Below are 14,757 nucleotides of genomic sequence, written 5' to 3'. Positions count from 1 at the left end.
ATCAAAAATTTTAAGCTTTTGAGACATTTTTCGAGCTTTATCCAAAGGAAAAATATGCGTCCTATATTTTCAAAATATTGTATGTCAATTCTTTTGGTATTTTGCTTTTCCAATTGCAAGACGTATCAGAATATCGATTGGATCAAACCCAAGGTACCAAAAGAAGAAAGGAGTGTGTCTTTTGAACCTAGACAGATTTCAAGAATCAAGGAAGGAGATAGCTTAAAGGTGATAGCCAGTAATTCTAAAAAATACTATTTGATCTATTCTGAATCGGTAAATGATTCCATTCAAGGATTATTTTGGAAGTTTGAAAATCAAACTATTGAATTTCCGAGCTCCAGAAGGGTTGCATTTTCGGAAATAGAAGAGTTAAGAGTTAGAAAGTTTAATTTGGGTACAACTTTAGGAGTAGGTATTGGGGTGCCAGTGATGTCTTTATTTATTTTTTGGGGAGTGATATTTAATCAAGGTATGTCTGATCTAGTAGATTATTTAGATGACATTTAATCTTCCTAAATATCGATTTAGACTGTTCCCTTTTAGATGCCAAATGGGGCTCTTTTTGATGGTGTTTTTAGTTGGAACCTCATGCAAAACTTATCAGAAGGTAGATTGGATCAAACCAAATCTAGCCGTAGAAGAAAGGAGCAAGTATTTTGAGCCAAGACAACTCTCACGTATTTCTGAAGGCGATGACTTGTTTGTTCTAACCAAGGATAGTGTCAGTTATGATATTACCTATTCCGAAGTTAGAAATGATTCAATCCAAGGTTTATTTACACAGAAAAACAATAAAAGATTAAGAGTTCCGATTGAAACAGGTGTTCCTATTTCTGAAATCAATATGATAAAAGTAAAGAAGTTGAATAAGGGTGCTACATTGCTGACTGTGATTTCCGTCCCATTAGTACTTTGGCTTTGGAGCAAAACAATTACTTTCGACGTGGGTTTTTCTGGTATTTAAATATATCAAGTAAACAAAAAAGCTGCCCTGTGGACAGCTTTTTACTTGGTAAAAGGTTGGTTTATTTTTTTATCACAGAGAAATCAAATGTTTCCAGGAATTTGGTGGTGAAATTCCCTGCTTTGAACTCAGGGTCTTCCAATAGGGCCAAGTGGAAAGGAATGGTGGTTTTGATACCATCAATGACAAACTCCTCCAAGGCTCTTTTCATTCTAACAATTACCTCTTCTCTAGACTGACCGCTTACAATAAGTTTAGCAATCATGGAATCATAGTTAGGAGGGATTACATACCCAGCATAAACATGTGAATCCACTCTGACTCCTCTACCTCCAGGGATATGTAAGTTTTGAATTCTTCCCGGGCTAGGTCTGAATCCATTCGCAGGATCTTCTGCATTGATTCGACATTCCATGGCATAAAGTTTAGGAATGTAGTTTTTGCCACTAATGACATCTCCTGCAGCCACCTTGATTTGTTCTTTGATCAAATCAAAATCTGTTACTTCCTCGGTAATCGGATGTTCTACCTGAATCCTGGTATTCATCTCCATGAAGTAGAAGTTGCGGTTTTTGTCCACTAAAAACTCAATGGTTCCGGCTCCTTCATAGCCTATTGCTTCGGCGCCTTTGATAGCCGCTTCACCCATGGCTTTTCTTAATTCATCAGTGATAAATGGAGAAGGAGTTTCTTCTACCAGTTTTTGATGTCTTCTTTGAATAGAACAATCTCTCTCGGAAAGGTGACAAGCTCTTCCATTTTTATCACCAATGATCTGGATTTCAATATGTCTTGGTTCTTCTACGAATTTTTCCAAGTAAAGACCATCATTTCCGAAGGCAGCACCTGATTCCATTCTTGCATCATCCCAAGCTTTTTTGAAGCCGCTTTCTTCTTTGACAATTCTCATTCCTCGGCCACCGCCACCAGCAGTAGCTTTTAGAATTACAGGGTATCCCATTTCATTTGCAAGCTTTATACCTTGCTCAATGGATTCCAATAGTCCTTCAGAACCTGGGACAGTTGGCACACCAGCTTCTCTCATAGTAGCTTTGGCAGTAGCCTTGTCACCCATTTTGCCAATCATTTCAGGGCTGGCACCAATGAATTTAATACCATATTCTTCACAAATTCTGGAAAACTCAGCATTTTCTGAAAGGAATCCATAGCCTGGATGTATGGCGTCTGCATTGGTGATTTCTGCAGCAGCAATGATTCTTGGTATGTTCAAATAAGAATCCCGACTTGGAGCAGGACCTATGCAAACCGCTTCGTCAGCGAATCTTACATGAAGACTGTCTTTGTCAGCAGTAGAATAAACAGCAACCGTTTTGATCCCCATTTCCTTGCAAGTTCGGATCACTCGTAATGCTATTTCACCTCTATTGGCAATAAGTATCTTGTTAAACACGGTTTTATAGTTTAGTTGGAAAAATTATTAACCAGCAGGATCTACTAGGAATAAAGGTTGATCATACTCTACAGGAGTAGAGTTAGTAACCAAGATTTTTACAATTTTTCCTGAAACTTCAGATTCAATTTCATTGAAAAGTTTCATTGCTTCGATAATACAAACTGTTTGTCCAGGTTTCACAGTGTCTCCAACATTAACAAATGCAGGAGAGTCTGGGTTAGGAGTCAAATAAAAGGTACCAATCATTGGTGATTTTATTTCAACTAAATTAGAGTTTTCTGTAGGCGCAGGTGCCGGTGCAGAAGGTGCCGGTGCAGCAGCTGGTGCTGGGGTAGGCGCAGCTGCAACTGGTGCAGGAGCTGGAGCAGCTTCCACTACACGTACATTGGATGAATCTTTTTTAATAGACAACTCAAACTCATCTGTTTTAATTTTTACTTCAGCTAAGCCTGAATTTGAGATATAATCGATTAGCTCTTGAATCTCTTTAGGTTTCATAGTCTCGTTTTTTAAAGAATGTCCTAGGACAGTTCAGAATTGGGTTTAAATAAAAATAGCTGAATTCAATCAGTATTGATTTCAGCTAAGTTAATTATTTTACTCTTTCAGAATAGGATCCATCTCTGGTATCCACTTTAATCATGATATCCTGTTCTACAAATAAAGGAACCATTACAGTTGCTCCAGTTTCTAGGGTAGCCGGTTTAAGCGCGTTGGTTGCAGTATCTCCTTTAATCCCTGGTTCTGTGTAGGTAATCATTAATTCTACGAAAGGAGGTAATTCCACAGAAATAGGAGTTTCAGTTTCATCATGAATAAGGATATCAACCATTTGTCCATCTTTCAATAAATCTGGTCTTTCGATCAATTTCTCCTCAATAGGTATTTGCTCGAAGGTGTTGGTATCCATGAAATGGTACCCCATATCATCCTTGTACAAGAACTGATGAGGTCTTTTTTCAACTCTCGCAGTTTCTACTTTTTCACCAGCATTAAAAGTCTTATCCAAGGTTTTACCATTGGTCAATCCTTTCAATTTTGTTCTCACAAAAGCAGCACCTTTTCCAGGTTTTACGTGCTGGAAATCAACAATGGAATAAATTTCATTGTTCATTACCAGACAAAGCCCATTTTTAAAATCTGCAGTACTAGCCATATATTCAATTATTATATTTATTAATCAATTTACTTAGGGTCGTAAGCCCATTTCAAATAAAGTGCACCCCAAGTAAAGCCGCCTCCAAATGCAGCAAGAATCAAATTATCTCCTTTTTTCAATTGGCTTTCGTAGTCCCAAAGACAAAGCGGAAGTGTAGCTGCAGTAGTATTGCCATACTTTTCAATGTTCATCATCACTTTGTCAGATCCGATGCCCATTCTGCTTGAGGTCGCATCAATGATTCTCTTGTTTGCTTGATGTGGTACCAGCCAAGCAACATCATCACTGGTAAGGTTATTTCTCTCCATTACTTCAGCACTAACATCAGCCATATTGGTTACCGCAAATTTGAAAACTGTAGACCCTTCTTGGGCTGCGAAATGCTCTCTCGCATCTACAGTTTCATGGGTGGCAGGTTTCATGCTTCCTCCTGCTTTCATATTGAGATAAGGAGCTCCTGATCCATCAGCGTGAAGCAAGGCATCCATTATTCCAAGTTCTTCAGTGGTAGGTTCCAATAAAATAGCACCAGCTCCATCACCAAAAAGAATACAGGTAGTCCTGTCTTCGTAATTCACTATAGAAGACATTTTATCAGCCCCTACCACGATTACCTTTTTGTGTTGACCAGTTTGGATAAACTGACTTCCTACCTGCATAGCATACAGGAAGCCAGAACAAGCAGCTGCAATATCAAAGCTGAAGCTATTTTTTGCACCGACTTTGTCTGCAATAATATTTGCAGTTGCCGGGAAAGGCATGTCAGGAGTAACTGTAGCACAAATAATCAAATCAATATCTAGAGGATCGGTTTGCGTTTTTTCAAGCAAGCCTTTGATTGCTTCTACTGCCATGACAGAAGTACCTTGGTTTTCACCTTTAAGGATTCTTCTCTCTTTAATGCCTGTTCTTGTGTAAATCCACTCGTCGTTGGTATCTACCAGAGTTTCAAGTTCTTTATTGGTTAAACGGTATTCAGGAACATATCCTTGAACTCCGGTTACCATGGCTCTGATTTTGTCCATTATTTTTTGGTTATAGTAAGGAGCCCCAAATATAAAACTCCTTAAAATGGGATGAAAGGTTGGTGTACTTCCTTTGGGAATTGCCAAAAATATTATAATTGTCTCTGACCACCAAAACAAAAACTACCAACGGTTATCAATATACTGAAAGACAGGGAATTGAATTCCTATTAAAACAAAAAATCCATTCTTAAACCAAGAATGGATTTTAATATTACTGAAATAGCTTATTAAGCTAGTACTTCTTTTTCAATGATAACTTGTCCTTTGTAGTACAATTTACCGTCCAACCAGAACGCTCTGTGCGGCAAGTGCATTTCGCCAGTAGTTGGGCATTTAGCCAAACCAGGAGCCTCTAATTTATAATGAGTTCTTCTTTTATCTCTTCTGGTTTTCGAAATTTTTCGTTTAGGATGTGCCATTTTATATGTGGTTTATGATTATTCCTTGTTTTTTAAATTTTTTAATGATGCCCAGCGGGGATCAATTTCTTTTGTTTCTTCTTCTGAGTTGTCCTCAAGTTCATCTTCGTCAAAATCATCATCCAAATAGACAATTCCACCTTCTCCTTCAAAATCATCATCATCCAATTCATTACGGTAATCAGGATGGATTTTTTTTGCAGGAAGGTTGATCAGAATGAATTCATAGATCAATTGAGCCACATTGACTGAAGGAGTGTCCCTCGTAATCATTATGACATCTTCATTGATTTCTACTTCTTCACTACCATATTTATAGATCATGGTTTCACGAATATCTAAGGGCTGGTCATACTCCTCAAGACTTCTGTCACAAGTCAGTCTGACTTTTCCTTGAATAAGGAAATCCATTTCTATCAAATTGGCACCTTTTTTCATATTGACCCGTACGGTCAAATTGCCTTTTTCGACAAGATGATTGTCTTCAAAATGTTGAAAGAACGAATCGTCGATTTCGAAGTCGATTTCGTGTCTTCCCTCAACGAACTTAATTACCTCAATATCAAAGGTTCTCCAGAATTTCACGATTCCTCCTCTCGATTTAAGACCGCAAATTTAGGGAATTATTTAAATAGGATAAAATAGATTGTAAAATAATATTTGGTTAGCTGCGGAAATCTAGCCAATTTTTTATCTAACTCTCTTGGTTTTCCTGTTCATGCTGGGAAATAATGTCTGATGCAAGGAAAATTGCCGCCCTCATCGAACCTTCATCCGCCACATTTTTGCCTGCAATATTATAGGCAGTTCCGTGATCAGGGGAAGTTCTTATGATCGGCAAGCCCGAAGTGAAATTCACTCCAGAACTGAATGCAATGGATTTGAAAGGGATTAAGCCTTGATCGTGGTACATGGCCAAAACCCCGTCAAATTTTGATTGGTGCATCATTCCAAAGAATCCATCCGAAGGATAAGGTCCAAACACCATTTTATTTTGGTCTTTCAATTCACGAATGGCAGGTTTGATGATTTCTTCCTCTTCTTTGCCCAGTAATCCATCTTCTCCAGCATGTGGGTTCAATCCTAGGATCGCAATCTTCGGTTTGGTAATGCCAAAATCCTTTACCAAGGTGTTTAATAGCAAATTCGATTTTTGAATGATCTTTTCTTTGGTCACTGCTTGAGCGACTTGTGCCAAAGGAATATGGCCTGTTACCAATCCTACTCGAAGTGAGTCCGAAACCATTAACATCAAACTTTCTTTTGCTCCAACGGAGGCTGTGATGTATTCAGTATGTCCCACAAAATGCAATTCCTCTGAATTGATGTTATTTTTATTGACTGGAGCAGTTACCAAGGCTTGAATATGACCATTTTTAAGATCCTCCAAAGCTTGAGAAATCGCCTCGATAGCCATTTTTCCAGCTTCTTGCGTTTCTACTCCTGGTATCACTTCTGGACATTCCTCCATGACGTTGATGACATTGACACGCTTGTGTTGGATTTCATTCATGGATTTAATCTGAACAAAATTAAAATCATCAATATTCAGGATCTTCTTATAGAATGAGATTGCTTTGCCATGCCCATAAATGAGAGGGGTAAAGTTTTTGAAGATACGATTATCAGATAAAGCCTTGAGCGTTACTTCAATCCCGACTCCGTTAATATCTCCGATACTTATCCCAATGATGGGTTTACTCTTTCTTATGTTCATATAATTTTGGGCTTTGCGATAATTGGCTTTTAATTGCATGCCAAAGTACACTGTAGTCCTTTAGGAATATTCTCTTATTTTTGAAGCTGCAATTTATAAAAAATAATCAGAGCTAACCGATGGAAAAAGTCAGAGCCAAAAAACATCTTGGCCAGCACTTTTTGACCGATTTAAGTATAGCAGAGCGAATAGCTTTGGCGGTCAAAGGGCATGGAGGAGTGACCAAGGTCTTGGAAATTGGGCCTGGAATGGGTGTGCTCACAGATTATTTACTAAAATCAGACCTCGAGTTGTACCTTATTGATATTGATAAAGAGTCAATAGAGTACTTAAATAAGAAATATCCTGAGCTTGGCGATAGAATTATCTATGGGGATTATTTGAAATACGATTTTAAAAAAGTAATTCCAGATCAATATGCCATAGCAGGAAACTTTCCATACAATATTTCTTCACAGATTTTCTTTAAGGTTCTGGAAGTGAGAGATCAAGTAACAGAAGTGGTTTGTATGCTCCAAAAAGAGGTAGCAGAAAGAATTGCATCTCCAAAAGGGAATAAAGATTACGGAATTTTGTCTGTGCTTCTTCAGGCTTATTATGATATAGAATACCTTTTTTCTGTTCCTCCTGAAGTATTTGATCCTCCTCCAAGAGTGAACTCAGGTGTAATCCGATTGGTTAGGAATAAAGTGAAGAACCTGGACTGTAATGAAAAATTATTTTTTCAGGTGGTAAAAGGAGGTTTTGGAAATAGAAGGAAAACGTTGAGGAATTCATTGAAATCCTTCCAACTTCCAGAAGATTTAAAGACCAACCCTTTAATGGATAAGCGTGCCGAGCAATTGGACGTATCAGATTTTGTTTTTATAGCTCAACAAATAGAAGCTTCCCGTGGAAATCATTAAGCAATTTGAACTTTCGAAAGAATATTTAGAGAGCCTCAGACTGGGGATAGAGGAGGAGAATATTGCCTTTATCCAAGATTCTTTAGAAGGAGCAAATGTGGCTGACGTGGCTGCCATTTTGGACGAGCTCTCCATGGAGGAATCTATCTATGTGCTTCGACTTCTGGATAATCAGTTTTCTGCTGATATTCTTATTGAGCTGGATGAAGATACCTTGACCAAGGTGTTGAAGGAAATGGAAAATCCTGAAATAGCCAGCTTAATTGAATGCATGGACTCTGATGATGGAGCAGATATTTTAAACTTGCTTTCTCTTCGGGAGAGGGAAGAAGTCATCGGGTATTTTACAGATCGGCAGAAATCAGAGCAAATTCTGGAGCTATTACGCTACGAAGAGGATACAGCCGGTGGTATTATGGCGAAGGAATACATTCGAGCTAATAAAAACTGGAATGTGGTTCAGACCATCAATGAAATCAGAAGACAAGCCGAAAATGTAGATAAAATCTTCTCCATTTATGTAGTTGATAATAAGCAGCAGCTACTAGGAAGGGTTTCATTAAAGAGAATTGTCCTTGCATCTGAGCAAACCAAAATCGAGGATATTTATGAAGATGAAGTGATCTCCGTACCCACTTACATGGATCAGGAGGAAGTAGCGGAAATTATGCGTAGGTATGATTTGGAAACTGTTCCTGTAGTAAACGTGAAAAACAAGCTGGTGGGTCGAATTACCTTTGATGATATTTTGGATATTATCCGAGAAGAAGCAGAAGAAGATATTCAGGCTATGACTGGTATTTCGGATACAGTAGATGAATATGATAGCGTGATCCGTTTGACTAAAGCCCGACTTCCTTGGTTGTTGATCGGGATTGTAGGGGGGCTTTTAGGTGCCGGGTTTATCGGTTTTTTTGAGGAAGGATTAAGCAAAGTGACTGCGTTGGCATTTTTCATTCCTTTGATCACTGCTACAGGAGGGAATGTAGGGATCCAATCCTCTTCTTTGGTAGTTCAATCCTTAGCTAGTAAATCTGCATTTGACGATTCTTTTTCCAAGAGATTTCTTAAGGTACTTTCGGTTGCGGTCATCAACGGATTGATTTTGGCCACCTTTGTTTTTGCAGTGGTAGTCTTATTTTATCAAAGTGAAGTCTCTTTTGCTTTGGTCGTTTCCATAGCCTTGTTTTCAGTGGTATTACTGTCATCTTTTATGGGGACGATTACCCCAATTCTTTTAGATAAAATAGGAATAAACCCTGCCCTAGCCTCAGGCCCGTTTATTACTACAGCCAATGATTTACTGGGACTTGCCGTATATTTTTTAGTGGCCATGTCTCTTTTACATATTTAAGAGGATTCCATGAAAATATTGATAATTGACAAAATGCATAAGAGTATCATCTCTATGCTGGAAAAGAAAGGTCATCAGGTTACCTATTCTCCAAAAATTACCAGAGAAGAAATATTAGATCAAGTATCTGCATATGATGGGTTGATTATCCGATCCAAAACTCCGATGGATCAACCCCTGTTGGAGAAAGCTGTCAATTTGAAATTTATTGGAAGAGCCGGCGCTGGGCTTGATCAAATTGATTTGGATTATTTAGTAAACAGAGGAATCAAACTGTTTCATGCAGCCAAAGGGAATCGAGATGCAGTGGCTGAACATGCGATGGCCATGTTATTGGCGCTTTTTAATCATATTAAAAAGTCAGATGCTGAGGTCAGAAAAGGTATTTGGGATCGTGAAGGTAACCGTGGACATGAGTTGATGGGCAAAACTGTGGGGATCATGGGTTATGGCAATATGGGAAAATCTTTCGCTAAACGACTCAGAGGTTTTGGAGTGGACATCTATGCTTACGATAAGTATAAATTGAACTTCGGGACCAGAGAAGTGAAAGAAGTAATTTGGGAAAAGCTGAAAGCTGAAGCGGATATCTTAAGTATTCATGTCCCTTTGACTCCAGAAACCAGAAATTTCCTAACCATTCAAGAGTTGGAAAGTTTTGCTCATCCTTTTTGGTTGATCAATACTGCAAGGGGTGAAGTGATTAGTTTCAAAACCTTGAATGAAGCATTGGATCGCGGTATATTATTAGGAGCAGTATTGGATGTTTTGGAAAATGAAAAGTTCCAAAAGTTTACTGTGGAGCAAAAAGAAGAGTTTGAAAAGCTCTCTTCAAGGGAAAATGTGCTCTTTAGTCCGCATGTAGCTGGCTGGACATTTGAGTCGTACAAAAAAATAAATAAAGTCTTAGTGAAGAAAATAACAAAAGCTTTTAAATAGCCGTTTTAAGACTTTAATAGATATTTTTGACCATTGCATGTAATTGTTTTGTAGCATTTGGTTTATTATCTTTGAGCATCAAATAAAGACATCTGACAAAGTAACGGTCACCCAAACGCGACCGTTACTTTGTTTTTGGTGCCTTTCTAATTGAGTTAAATTATGGGAAAAGTACAATACTACACAGAAGAAGGATTGAAGAAATTGAAGGACGAACTTCAAGATCTTAAGACGAGAGGTCGTACCGATATTGCTAAGCAAATTGCTGAAGCAAGGGATAAAGGTGATTTGAGTGAAAATGCAGAGTATGATGCTGCCAAAGATGCTCAAGGTCATTTGGAATTGAAGATCGCTAAACTGGAAGCAGTAGTCGGAAATGCACGCGTATTTGATAATTCTCAGATGGATACTTCCAAAGTGGGAATACTAAGTACTGTAAAAATTAAAAATGTAAAAAATGGGATGACCGTTTCTTACACGTTGGTGTCTGAAGAAGAGGCTGATTTGAAAGCTGGAAAAATTTCTTTGGGTTCTCCATTCGGAAAAGGATTGGTAGGAAAGAAGAAGGGCGAGGTAGCAGAGATCAATGCACCTGCTGGTGTACTCCAATTCGAAATTTTAGATATTTCTTATTAATTATAGATCCCGGTATTCCGGGATTTTTTTTCTCAACACTATGGCTTCAATTTTCACCAAGATTATTAACAGAGAAATTCCCGCTCATATAGTAGCTGAGGATGAAAATTACATTGCTTTTCTGGATATCATGCCTTTGGTAAAAGGACATATCCTAGTGGTCCCAAAACAAGAAGTGGATTACATTTTTGATTTGGAACCGGAAGTTTTGGCAGGCTTGCATGTATTTGCGCAAAAAGTAGCAAAGGCAATAGATAGAACCATCAAGTGCACCAGAGTAGGGGTAGCAGTAATAGGTTTGGAAGTGCCTCATGTACATGTTCACTTGGTTCCTTTAAGAAGTATGGATGACATTAATTTTGGTAGACCAAAGTTGAAATTGACTCCAGAAGAATTGGCAGAAATTGCAGAAGTGATCAAAAGTGGTTTTTAAGTTAAACCTCCAAAATATATAAGCTGACTAGGAAGAGTCAGCTTTTTTTGTGCAGTGAAGAACTTCGATCACATAGCTTCTAGATCAGAGATGGAGTAGTTGGGAGTTCCTCCCTTTTTGGAAGCCACAAAAGCCCCCAGTTTACAGGCAAAATCAAGTGTTTCACTTAGCGGTTTATTCTCAAGGTAGCCTTTGATAAACCCACTTAGAAATGCATCACCTGCCCCAATACTATCAGCGACCTTTACTTTGTAACCAGGATGTTCGATAATTTCTCCCTTTTTATAAATTAAAGCACCTGCTGATCCCTTGGTCACACAGATTAAATCCATTGGGAAATGTTGATCTAAATGGTAACAGACCGACTTAATAGTTGGTTTAACATTAAAAAAGTCTGCGAAAATCACCAACTCATCTTCATTGATTTTTAATACGTCGGCAAAACCCAGTAGCGTTTCAATTATTTCAAAATCATAATAAGGCGAACGTAAATTGGCGTCAAAAAAACGCAAGGTTTCGTGATGAAGAAGCTTCAAGAGGGTGGTGAGACTTTCAGGATTTCTTACCCCTAAGGTGCCAAAGACAAAAGCATCTGACTCCGCCACTAATTGGTCCATGTTTTTATTCCACTTAATAAAATCCCAGGCAACAGGCGATATGATATCGTATTTTATGTTTTCAGGATCACTGTCATCCACAAGGACTTTGGACGTTCCATACTCTTCTAGCTGTTGAATAAGGTTCGTCTGGAATTGAAAAGAATTTAGAAAATCTAGTAGTTTTTTCCCGTCATTATCTTTTCCTACGGCAGATATCAGCTTTGAATCAAGCCCTAACTGGTGAAGGTTAAGTGCAACGTTCATGGGAGCACCTCCTGGAACAGCTCCATTGGGAAGGCAATCCCATAGCATTTCTCCAAATACAACTACTTTATTGATCATTCCTCAGTGAATATTTTGATGAATCTCTTCTAATGACCTTCCTTTTGTTTCTGGCATCTTAAATCTTACCCATAATAGTTGCCATACCATCATCACAGCAAAGAATGAAAAGATATATCCAGGTCCAAATTGATTTGCAAAAAATGGAAATACATTGGCAATTATGGCTGCCAAGATCCAATGAGTAAATGAGCCAGTTGATTGGCCGTAAGCTCTAAGATCATTGGGGAACATTTCTGAAATAAATACCCAAATGACGGATCCTTGCCCGACAGCATGTGAAGCGATAAAGGCAAATACGAATATAGGTAGCCAGAATGTAGGGATCCCGGGACCTAGGAAATTGTATGCCATTAAAGAAAGTGACACTATATACCCCATAGAACCAATGTACATCAATTTTTTTCTTCCTATTCTATCTATCAAATATAGTCCGAGGAAGGTTGCAAATAGATTTACTACTCCTATTCCAATAGTAGATATTAAGGCAGATTCGGTAGAAATCCCAGCCATTTCAAATATTCTAGGAGCAAAATAAATGATTGCATTGATACCAGACACCTGGTTGAAAAAGGCAATCATAATTGCCATGAGTGTAGTAGGCAAAAACCGCTTTTTGAAGATGGCTGAAAAACTTCCTTTTTGTTTGATTTTCTTTTCCTCTTCTAAAGCCAGACGGATTGCTTCATCCACTCCTTCAGGGTCTGTTCTTGTCAATATAGCTCTGGCTTGAACTTCATCATTTCTTTTTCCTATTAACCATCTTGGGCTTTCTGGGATTCTGAAAATCAAAATAGAGTAAAGTAGTGCAGGAATGGCCTCGGCACCCAACATCCATCGCCAATCTTGTGCTAGCTCTGCTGTACCGATTAGGTAATTGGAGACATAGGCCATGACGATTCCAAAGACAATGTTAAACTGATACAGAGCCACCAACAGTCCACGATTTTTAGCTGGCGCAATTTCAGAGATATACATAGGGGCAACTACGGATGAAGCTCCAACTCCCAATCCGCCCAAAAACCGGAAAAAGGTGAAAGAAGTAACATCCCATGCTAAACCTGAACCCAGTGCCGAAATCAGGTAAAACAGTCCGATCCAAAGTAGACTTTTTTGTCGTCCAAATTTATCTGCCGGAATTCCTCCAAATAAGGCTCCAATTACTGTACCGTATAAGGCGGAAGCAATCGCTAATCCATGCATCCAATCACTTAACCTCCAAGTTTCTTGAATCGCTCGCTCGGCACCGGAAATTACAGCCGTGTCAAATCCAAACAGAAATCCACCTAAAGCGGCAGTAATCGAGACAAAGAATGCATAGTTTTTTGAAGACATGAATATTTTGGGTTATCGCAAAGCTAAACTAACGATAAGACTAATAAATAAAAATGAAATTTTTCCGCTTGTTACCTGAAAGGGTAAATATAGCTTCCAAACCTTTCAACGATCGCTTTTTCCAATGATTCCTGATGGTCAGGGTGGGCAATTCGCATTAACTCATAAGCTCTTTGTCTTAGGTTTTTACCATAAAGGTTGGCAATTCCAAATTCTGTGACCACGTATTGCATGTGAGCACGTGTAGTGACTACTCCTGCACCTTCCTTTAAAAACGGAACAATTTTGGAATTCCCTTTTTTTGTGGTTGAAGGTAAAGCCATAATAGGTTTTCCACCCACAGAAAGAGCCGCTCCTCTCATAAAGTCCATTTGACCACCGACTCCTGAATAATGATAACTTCCTATTGAATCTGCACAAACCTGTCCAGTTAAATCCAATTCAACACAACTATTGATGGATATGACCTTTGGGTTTTTTCGAATGACAGCAGTATCATTTACATAGGCTGCTTCATGGAAAGAGAATTCAGGATTGTCATTTACAGTATCATATAGCTCTCTGGTTCCTGCGGCAAAGGAGGAAACTACTTTTCCAGGATGTTTTTTCTTAAATGAATTGGTGACAGCTCCAGACTTCATCAATTCCAAGATTCCATTAGAAAACATTTCCGTATGAACTCCTAAATCCTTATGGTGATGTAACGAATTCAACACGGCATCAGGAATCGCACCTATCCCCATTTGAAGGGTGGATCGATCTTCAATTAGAGAAGAAATGTGTTGCCCAATCTGAATTTCCCGTTCCGTGATTTTTTTTGCATAATTGATTTCTGGCAAATCATCGTCTACATGAATGGCTGCTGAGAATTTTGAGATATGAATATGCCCATCTCCATGAGTTCTTGGCATTTTTTTATTGACTTGGGCAATAATGATTCTTGCAGTTTCGACGGCTGGTTTTGCAATATCCACTGAAGTGCCTAGGGTGCAAAATCCATGGGCATCAGGTTCAGATACTTGAATTAATGCTACATCAATGCCTAGTATTTTATTTCTGAAGAGGTGTCCAATTTCGCTTAAAAAAATTGGTACGTATCCTCCATAATCGGAATTGACAGCCTTCCTTACATTTTCGGAAACAAAAAGGGAATTCATGTAAAAGGCATTCTGGCATTCAGGTTTAACCAATGGCATTTCCCCAAGTGTAGTAATGGCAACGATTTCTACATTTCTTAAGTCATTTTTTCGTTCTGCCAAAGCTTTTAATAGTCGAGTAGGAGTAGCAGCACTTCCATGTACAAAGACTCTTTGATGACTTTCAATTAAGCTTACCGCCTGTTCAGGGCTTATATAGGAAAGAGACATAAATTCTTGATTTAGGTTCAGGCAAAAGTAGATTTCAACGTTTTCAAAAAAGATGATATAGGTCAGTCTACAAGAGATTATTCATCATAGGTGACCAAATAATATTTTGTTTATGATCCAATAATTGAAGGTCATCTTGGGGC

The 14,757-nt window shown here is 38.4% G+C and carries 17 protein-coding genes; 7 read left to right on the top strand and 10 right to left on the bottom strand.

Annotated features, from left to right (window positions below; translation table 11 throughout):
* The first annotated feature begins 81 nt into the window (after positions 1–81).
* Both JYB62_RS05895 and JYB62_RS05890 read left to right on the top strand, forming a co-directional pair.
* Positions 82–510, top strand: coding sequence for a hypothetical protein (locus JYB62_RS05895; RefSeq protein WP_205644488.1), 429 nt, complete (start codon positions 82–84; stop codon positions 508–510).
* A 43-nt stretch (positions 511–553) separates the two neighbouring features.
* Positions 554–967 carry a hypothetical protein gene (locus JYB62_RS05890; RefSeq protein WP_205644487.1) on the top strand — a complete coding sequence of 138 codons (414 nt, stop codon included), beginning with the start codon at positions 554–556 and terminating at the stop codon, positions 965–967.
* Positions 968–1,028: 61 nt separating this feature from the next.
* Here the strand turns inward: JYB62_RS05890 and accC are convergent, their stop codons facing one another.
* The 7 genes from accC to pdxA all read right to left on the bottom strand — a co-directional run bounded on the left by accC (position 1,029) and on the right by pdxA (position 6,704).
* Positions 1,029–2,378 carry an acetyl-CoA carboxylase biotin carboxylase subunit gene (gene accC / locus JYB62_RS05885; RefSeq protein WP_205644486.1) on the bottom strand — a complete coding sequence of 450 codons (1,350 nt, stop codon included), beginning with the start codon at positions 2,376–2,378 and terminating at the stop codon, positions 1,029–1,031.
* A 27-nt stretch (positions 2,379–2,405) separates the two neighbouring features.
* Positions 2,406–2,879, bottom strand: coding sequence for an acetyl-CoA carboxylase biotin carboxyl carrier protein (accB, locus tag JYB62_RS05880; protein WP_205644485.1), 474 nt, complete (start codon positions 2,877–2,879; stop codon positions 2,406–2,408).
* Positions 2,880–2,973: 94 nt separating this feature from the next.
* Positions 2,974–3,537 carry an elongation factor P gene (gene efp / locus JYB62_RS05875; RefSeq protein WP_074223781.1) on the bottom strand — a complete coding sequence of 188 codons (564 nt, stop codon included), beginning with the start codon at positions 3,535–3,537 and terminating at the stop codon, positions 2,974–2,976.
* 29 nt (positions 3,538–3,566) lie between these two features.
* Positions 3,567–4,565 (bottom strand): beta-ketoacyl-ACP synthase III, encoded by a 999-nt coding sequence (locus tag JYB62_RS05870; RefSeq protein WP_205644484.1) that lies wholly within the window; start codon positions 4,563–4,565, stop codon positions 3,567–3,569.
* A gap of 230 nt (positions 4,566–4,795) precedes the next feature.
* Positions 4,796–4,987, bottom strand: coding sequence for a 50S ribosomal protein L32 (gene rpmF / locus JYB62_RS05865; RefSeq protein WP_008201274.1), 192 nt, complete (start codon positions 4,985–4,987; stop codon positions 4,796–4,798).
* Between the two features lie 18 nt (positions 4,988–5,005).
* Positions 5,006–5,572 (bottom strand): YceD family protein, encoded by a 567-nt coding sequence (locus tag JYB62_RS05860; RefSeq protein WP_205644483.1) that lies wholly within the window; start codon positions 5,570–5,572, stop codon positions 5,006–5,008.
* A 109-nt stretch (positions 5,573–5,681) separates the two neighbouring features.
* A complete protein-coding gene (pdxA, locus tag JYB62_RS05855) occupies positions 5,682–6,704 on the bottom strand; it encodes a 4-hydroxythreonine-4-phosphate dehydrogenase PdxA (RefSeq protein WP_205644482.1) in 1,023 nt (340 codons plus the stop codon).
* Positions 6,705–6,823: 119 nt separating this feature from the next.
* On the opposite strand from pdxA, the gene rsmA reads away from it, so the two are divergent.
* The 5 genes from rsmA to JYB62_RS05830 all read left to right on the top strand — a co-directional run bounded on the left by rsmA (position 6,824) and on the right by JYB62_RS05830 (position 10,971).
* Positions 6,824–7,609 (top strand): 16S rRNA (adenine(1518)-N(6)/adenine(1519)-N(6))-dimethyltransferase RsmA, encoded by a 786-nt coding sequence (gene rsmA, locus JYB62_RS05850; protein WP_205644481.1) that lies wholly within the window; start codon positions 6,824–6,826, stop codon positions 7,607–7,609.
* Positions 7,596–8,963 (top strand): magnesium transporter, encoded by a 1,368-nt coding sequence (gene mgtE, locus JYB62_RS05845; RefSeq protein ID WP_205644480.1) that lies wholly within the window; start codon positions 7,596–7,598, stop codon positions 8,961–8,963. The genes rsmA and mgtE overlap by 14 nt, the downstream gene beginning before the upstream one ends.
* A gap of 9 nt (positions 8,964–8,972) precedes the next feature.
* Positions 8,973–9,902 (top strand): 2-hydroxyacid dehydrogenase, encoded by a 930-nt coding sequence (locus JYB62_RS05840; protein ID WP_205644479.1) that lies wholly within the window; start codon positions 8,973–8,975, stop codon positions 9,900–9,902.
* Positions 9,903–10,064: 162 nt separating this feature from the next.
* A complete protein-coding gene (gene greA, locus JYB62_RS05835; RefSeq protein ID WP_205644478.1) occupies positions 10,065–10,538 on the top strand; it encodes a transcription elongation factor GreA in 474 nt (157 codons plus the stop codon).
* 40 nt (positions 10,539–10,578) lie between these two features.
* Entirely contained in the window at positions 10,579–10,971 is a 393-nt protein-coding gene (locus JYB62_RS05830) for an HIT family protein (protein ID WP_205644477.1), read from the top strand.
* Positions 10,972–11,039: 68 nt separating this feature from the next.
* On the opposite strand, the gene JYB62_RS05825 is transcribed toward JYB62_RS05830, so the two are convergent.
* From JYB62_RS05825 to JYB62_RS05815, 3 genes are all read right to left on the bottom strand, one after another.
* Positions 11,040–11,912: a carbohydrate kinase family protein gene (locus JYB62_RS05825; RefSeq protein ID WP_205644476.1), complete on the bottom strand. Its 873-nt coding sequence runs from the start codon at positions 11,910–11,912 to the stop codon at positions 11,040–11,042.
* A 3-nt stretch (positions 11,913–11,915) separates the two neighbouring features.
* Positions 11,916–13,247 (bottom strand): sugar porter family MFS transporter, encoded by a 1,332-nt coding sequence (locus tag JYB62_RS05820; protein WP_205644475.1) that lies wholly within the window; start codon positions 13,245–13,247, stop codon positions 11,916–11,918.
* Positions 13,248–13,318: 71 nt separating this feature from the next.
* Positions 13,319–14,614, bottom strand: coding sequence for an acetyl-CoA hydrolase/transferase family protein (locus tag JYB62_RS05815; protein WP_205644474.1), 1,296 nt, complete (start codon positions 14,612–14,614; stop codon positions 13,319–13,321).
* Positions 14,615–14,757: the final 143 nt, after the last annotated feature.

Source organism: Algoriphagus lutimaris (genome assembly GCF_017051705.1).
Taxonomy (GTDB): Bacteria; Bacteroidota; Bacteroidia; order Cytophagales; family Cyclobacteriaceae; genus Algoriphagus; species Algoriphagus lutimaris.
Note: the sequence above shows the minus strand (reverse complement) of the source record. Positions and strands in the feature narration are given on the sequence as shown.

Bases quoted from the DNA above. Each gene is read 5' to 3' on its own strand.
- JYB62_RS05820 (WP_205644475.1), bottom strand. From the start codon at position 13,247: ATGTCTTCAAAAAACTATGCATTCTTTGTCTCGATTACTGCCGCTTTA.
- JYB62_RS05815 (WP_205644474.1), bottom strand. From the start codon at position 14,614: ATGTCTCTTTCCTATATAAGCCCTGAACAGGCGGTAAGCTTAATTGAA.
- JYB62_RS05830 (WP_205644477.1), top strand. From the start codon at position 10,579: ATGGCTTCAATTTTCACCAAGATTATTAACAGAGAAATTCCCGCTCAT.
- rpmF (WP_008201274.1), bottom strand. From the start codon at position 4,987: ATGGCACATCCTAAACGAAAAATTTCGAAAACCAGAAGAGATAAAAGA.
- accB (WP_205644485.1), bottom strand. From the start codon at position 2,879: ATGAAACCTAAAGAGATTCAAGAGCTAATCGATTATATCTCAAATTCA.
- JYB62_RS05825 (WP_205644476.1), bottom strand. From the start codon at position 11,912: ATGATCAATAAAGTAGTTGTATTTGGAGAAATGCTATGGGATTGCCTT.
- efp (WP_074223781.1), bottom strand. From the start codon at position 3,537: ATGGCTAGTACTGCAGATTTTAAAAATGGGCTTTGTCTGGTAATGAAC.
- JYB62_RS05890 (WP_205644487.1), top strand. From the start codon at position 554: ATGGGGCTCTTTTTGATGGTGTTTTTAGTTGGAACCTCATGCAAAACT.
- JYB62_RS05895 (WP_205644488.1), top strand. From the start codon at position 82: ATGTCAATTCTTTTGGTATTTTGCTTTTCCAATTGCAAGACGTATCAG.
- rsmA (WP_205644481.1), top strand. From the start codon at position 6,824: ATGGAAAAAGTCAGAGCCAAAAAACATCTTGGCCAGCACTTTTTGACC.
- JYB62_RS05870 (WP_205644484.1), bottom strand. From the start codon at position 4,565: ATGGACAAAATCAGAGCCATGGTAACCGGAGTTCAAGGATATGTTCCT.
- JYB62_RS05840 (WP_205644479.1), top strand. From the start codon at position 8,973: ATGAAAATATTGATAATTGACAAAATGCATAAGAGTATCATCTCTATG.
- greA (WP_205644478.1), top strand. From the start codon at position 10,065: ATGGGAAAAGTACAATACTACACAGAAGAAGGATTGAAGAAATTGAAG.
- pdxA (WP_205644482.1), bottom strand. From the start codon at position 6,704: ATGAACATAAGAAAGAGTAAACCCATCATTGGGATAAGTATCGGAGAT.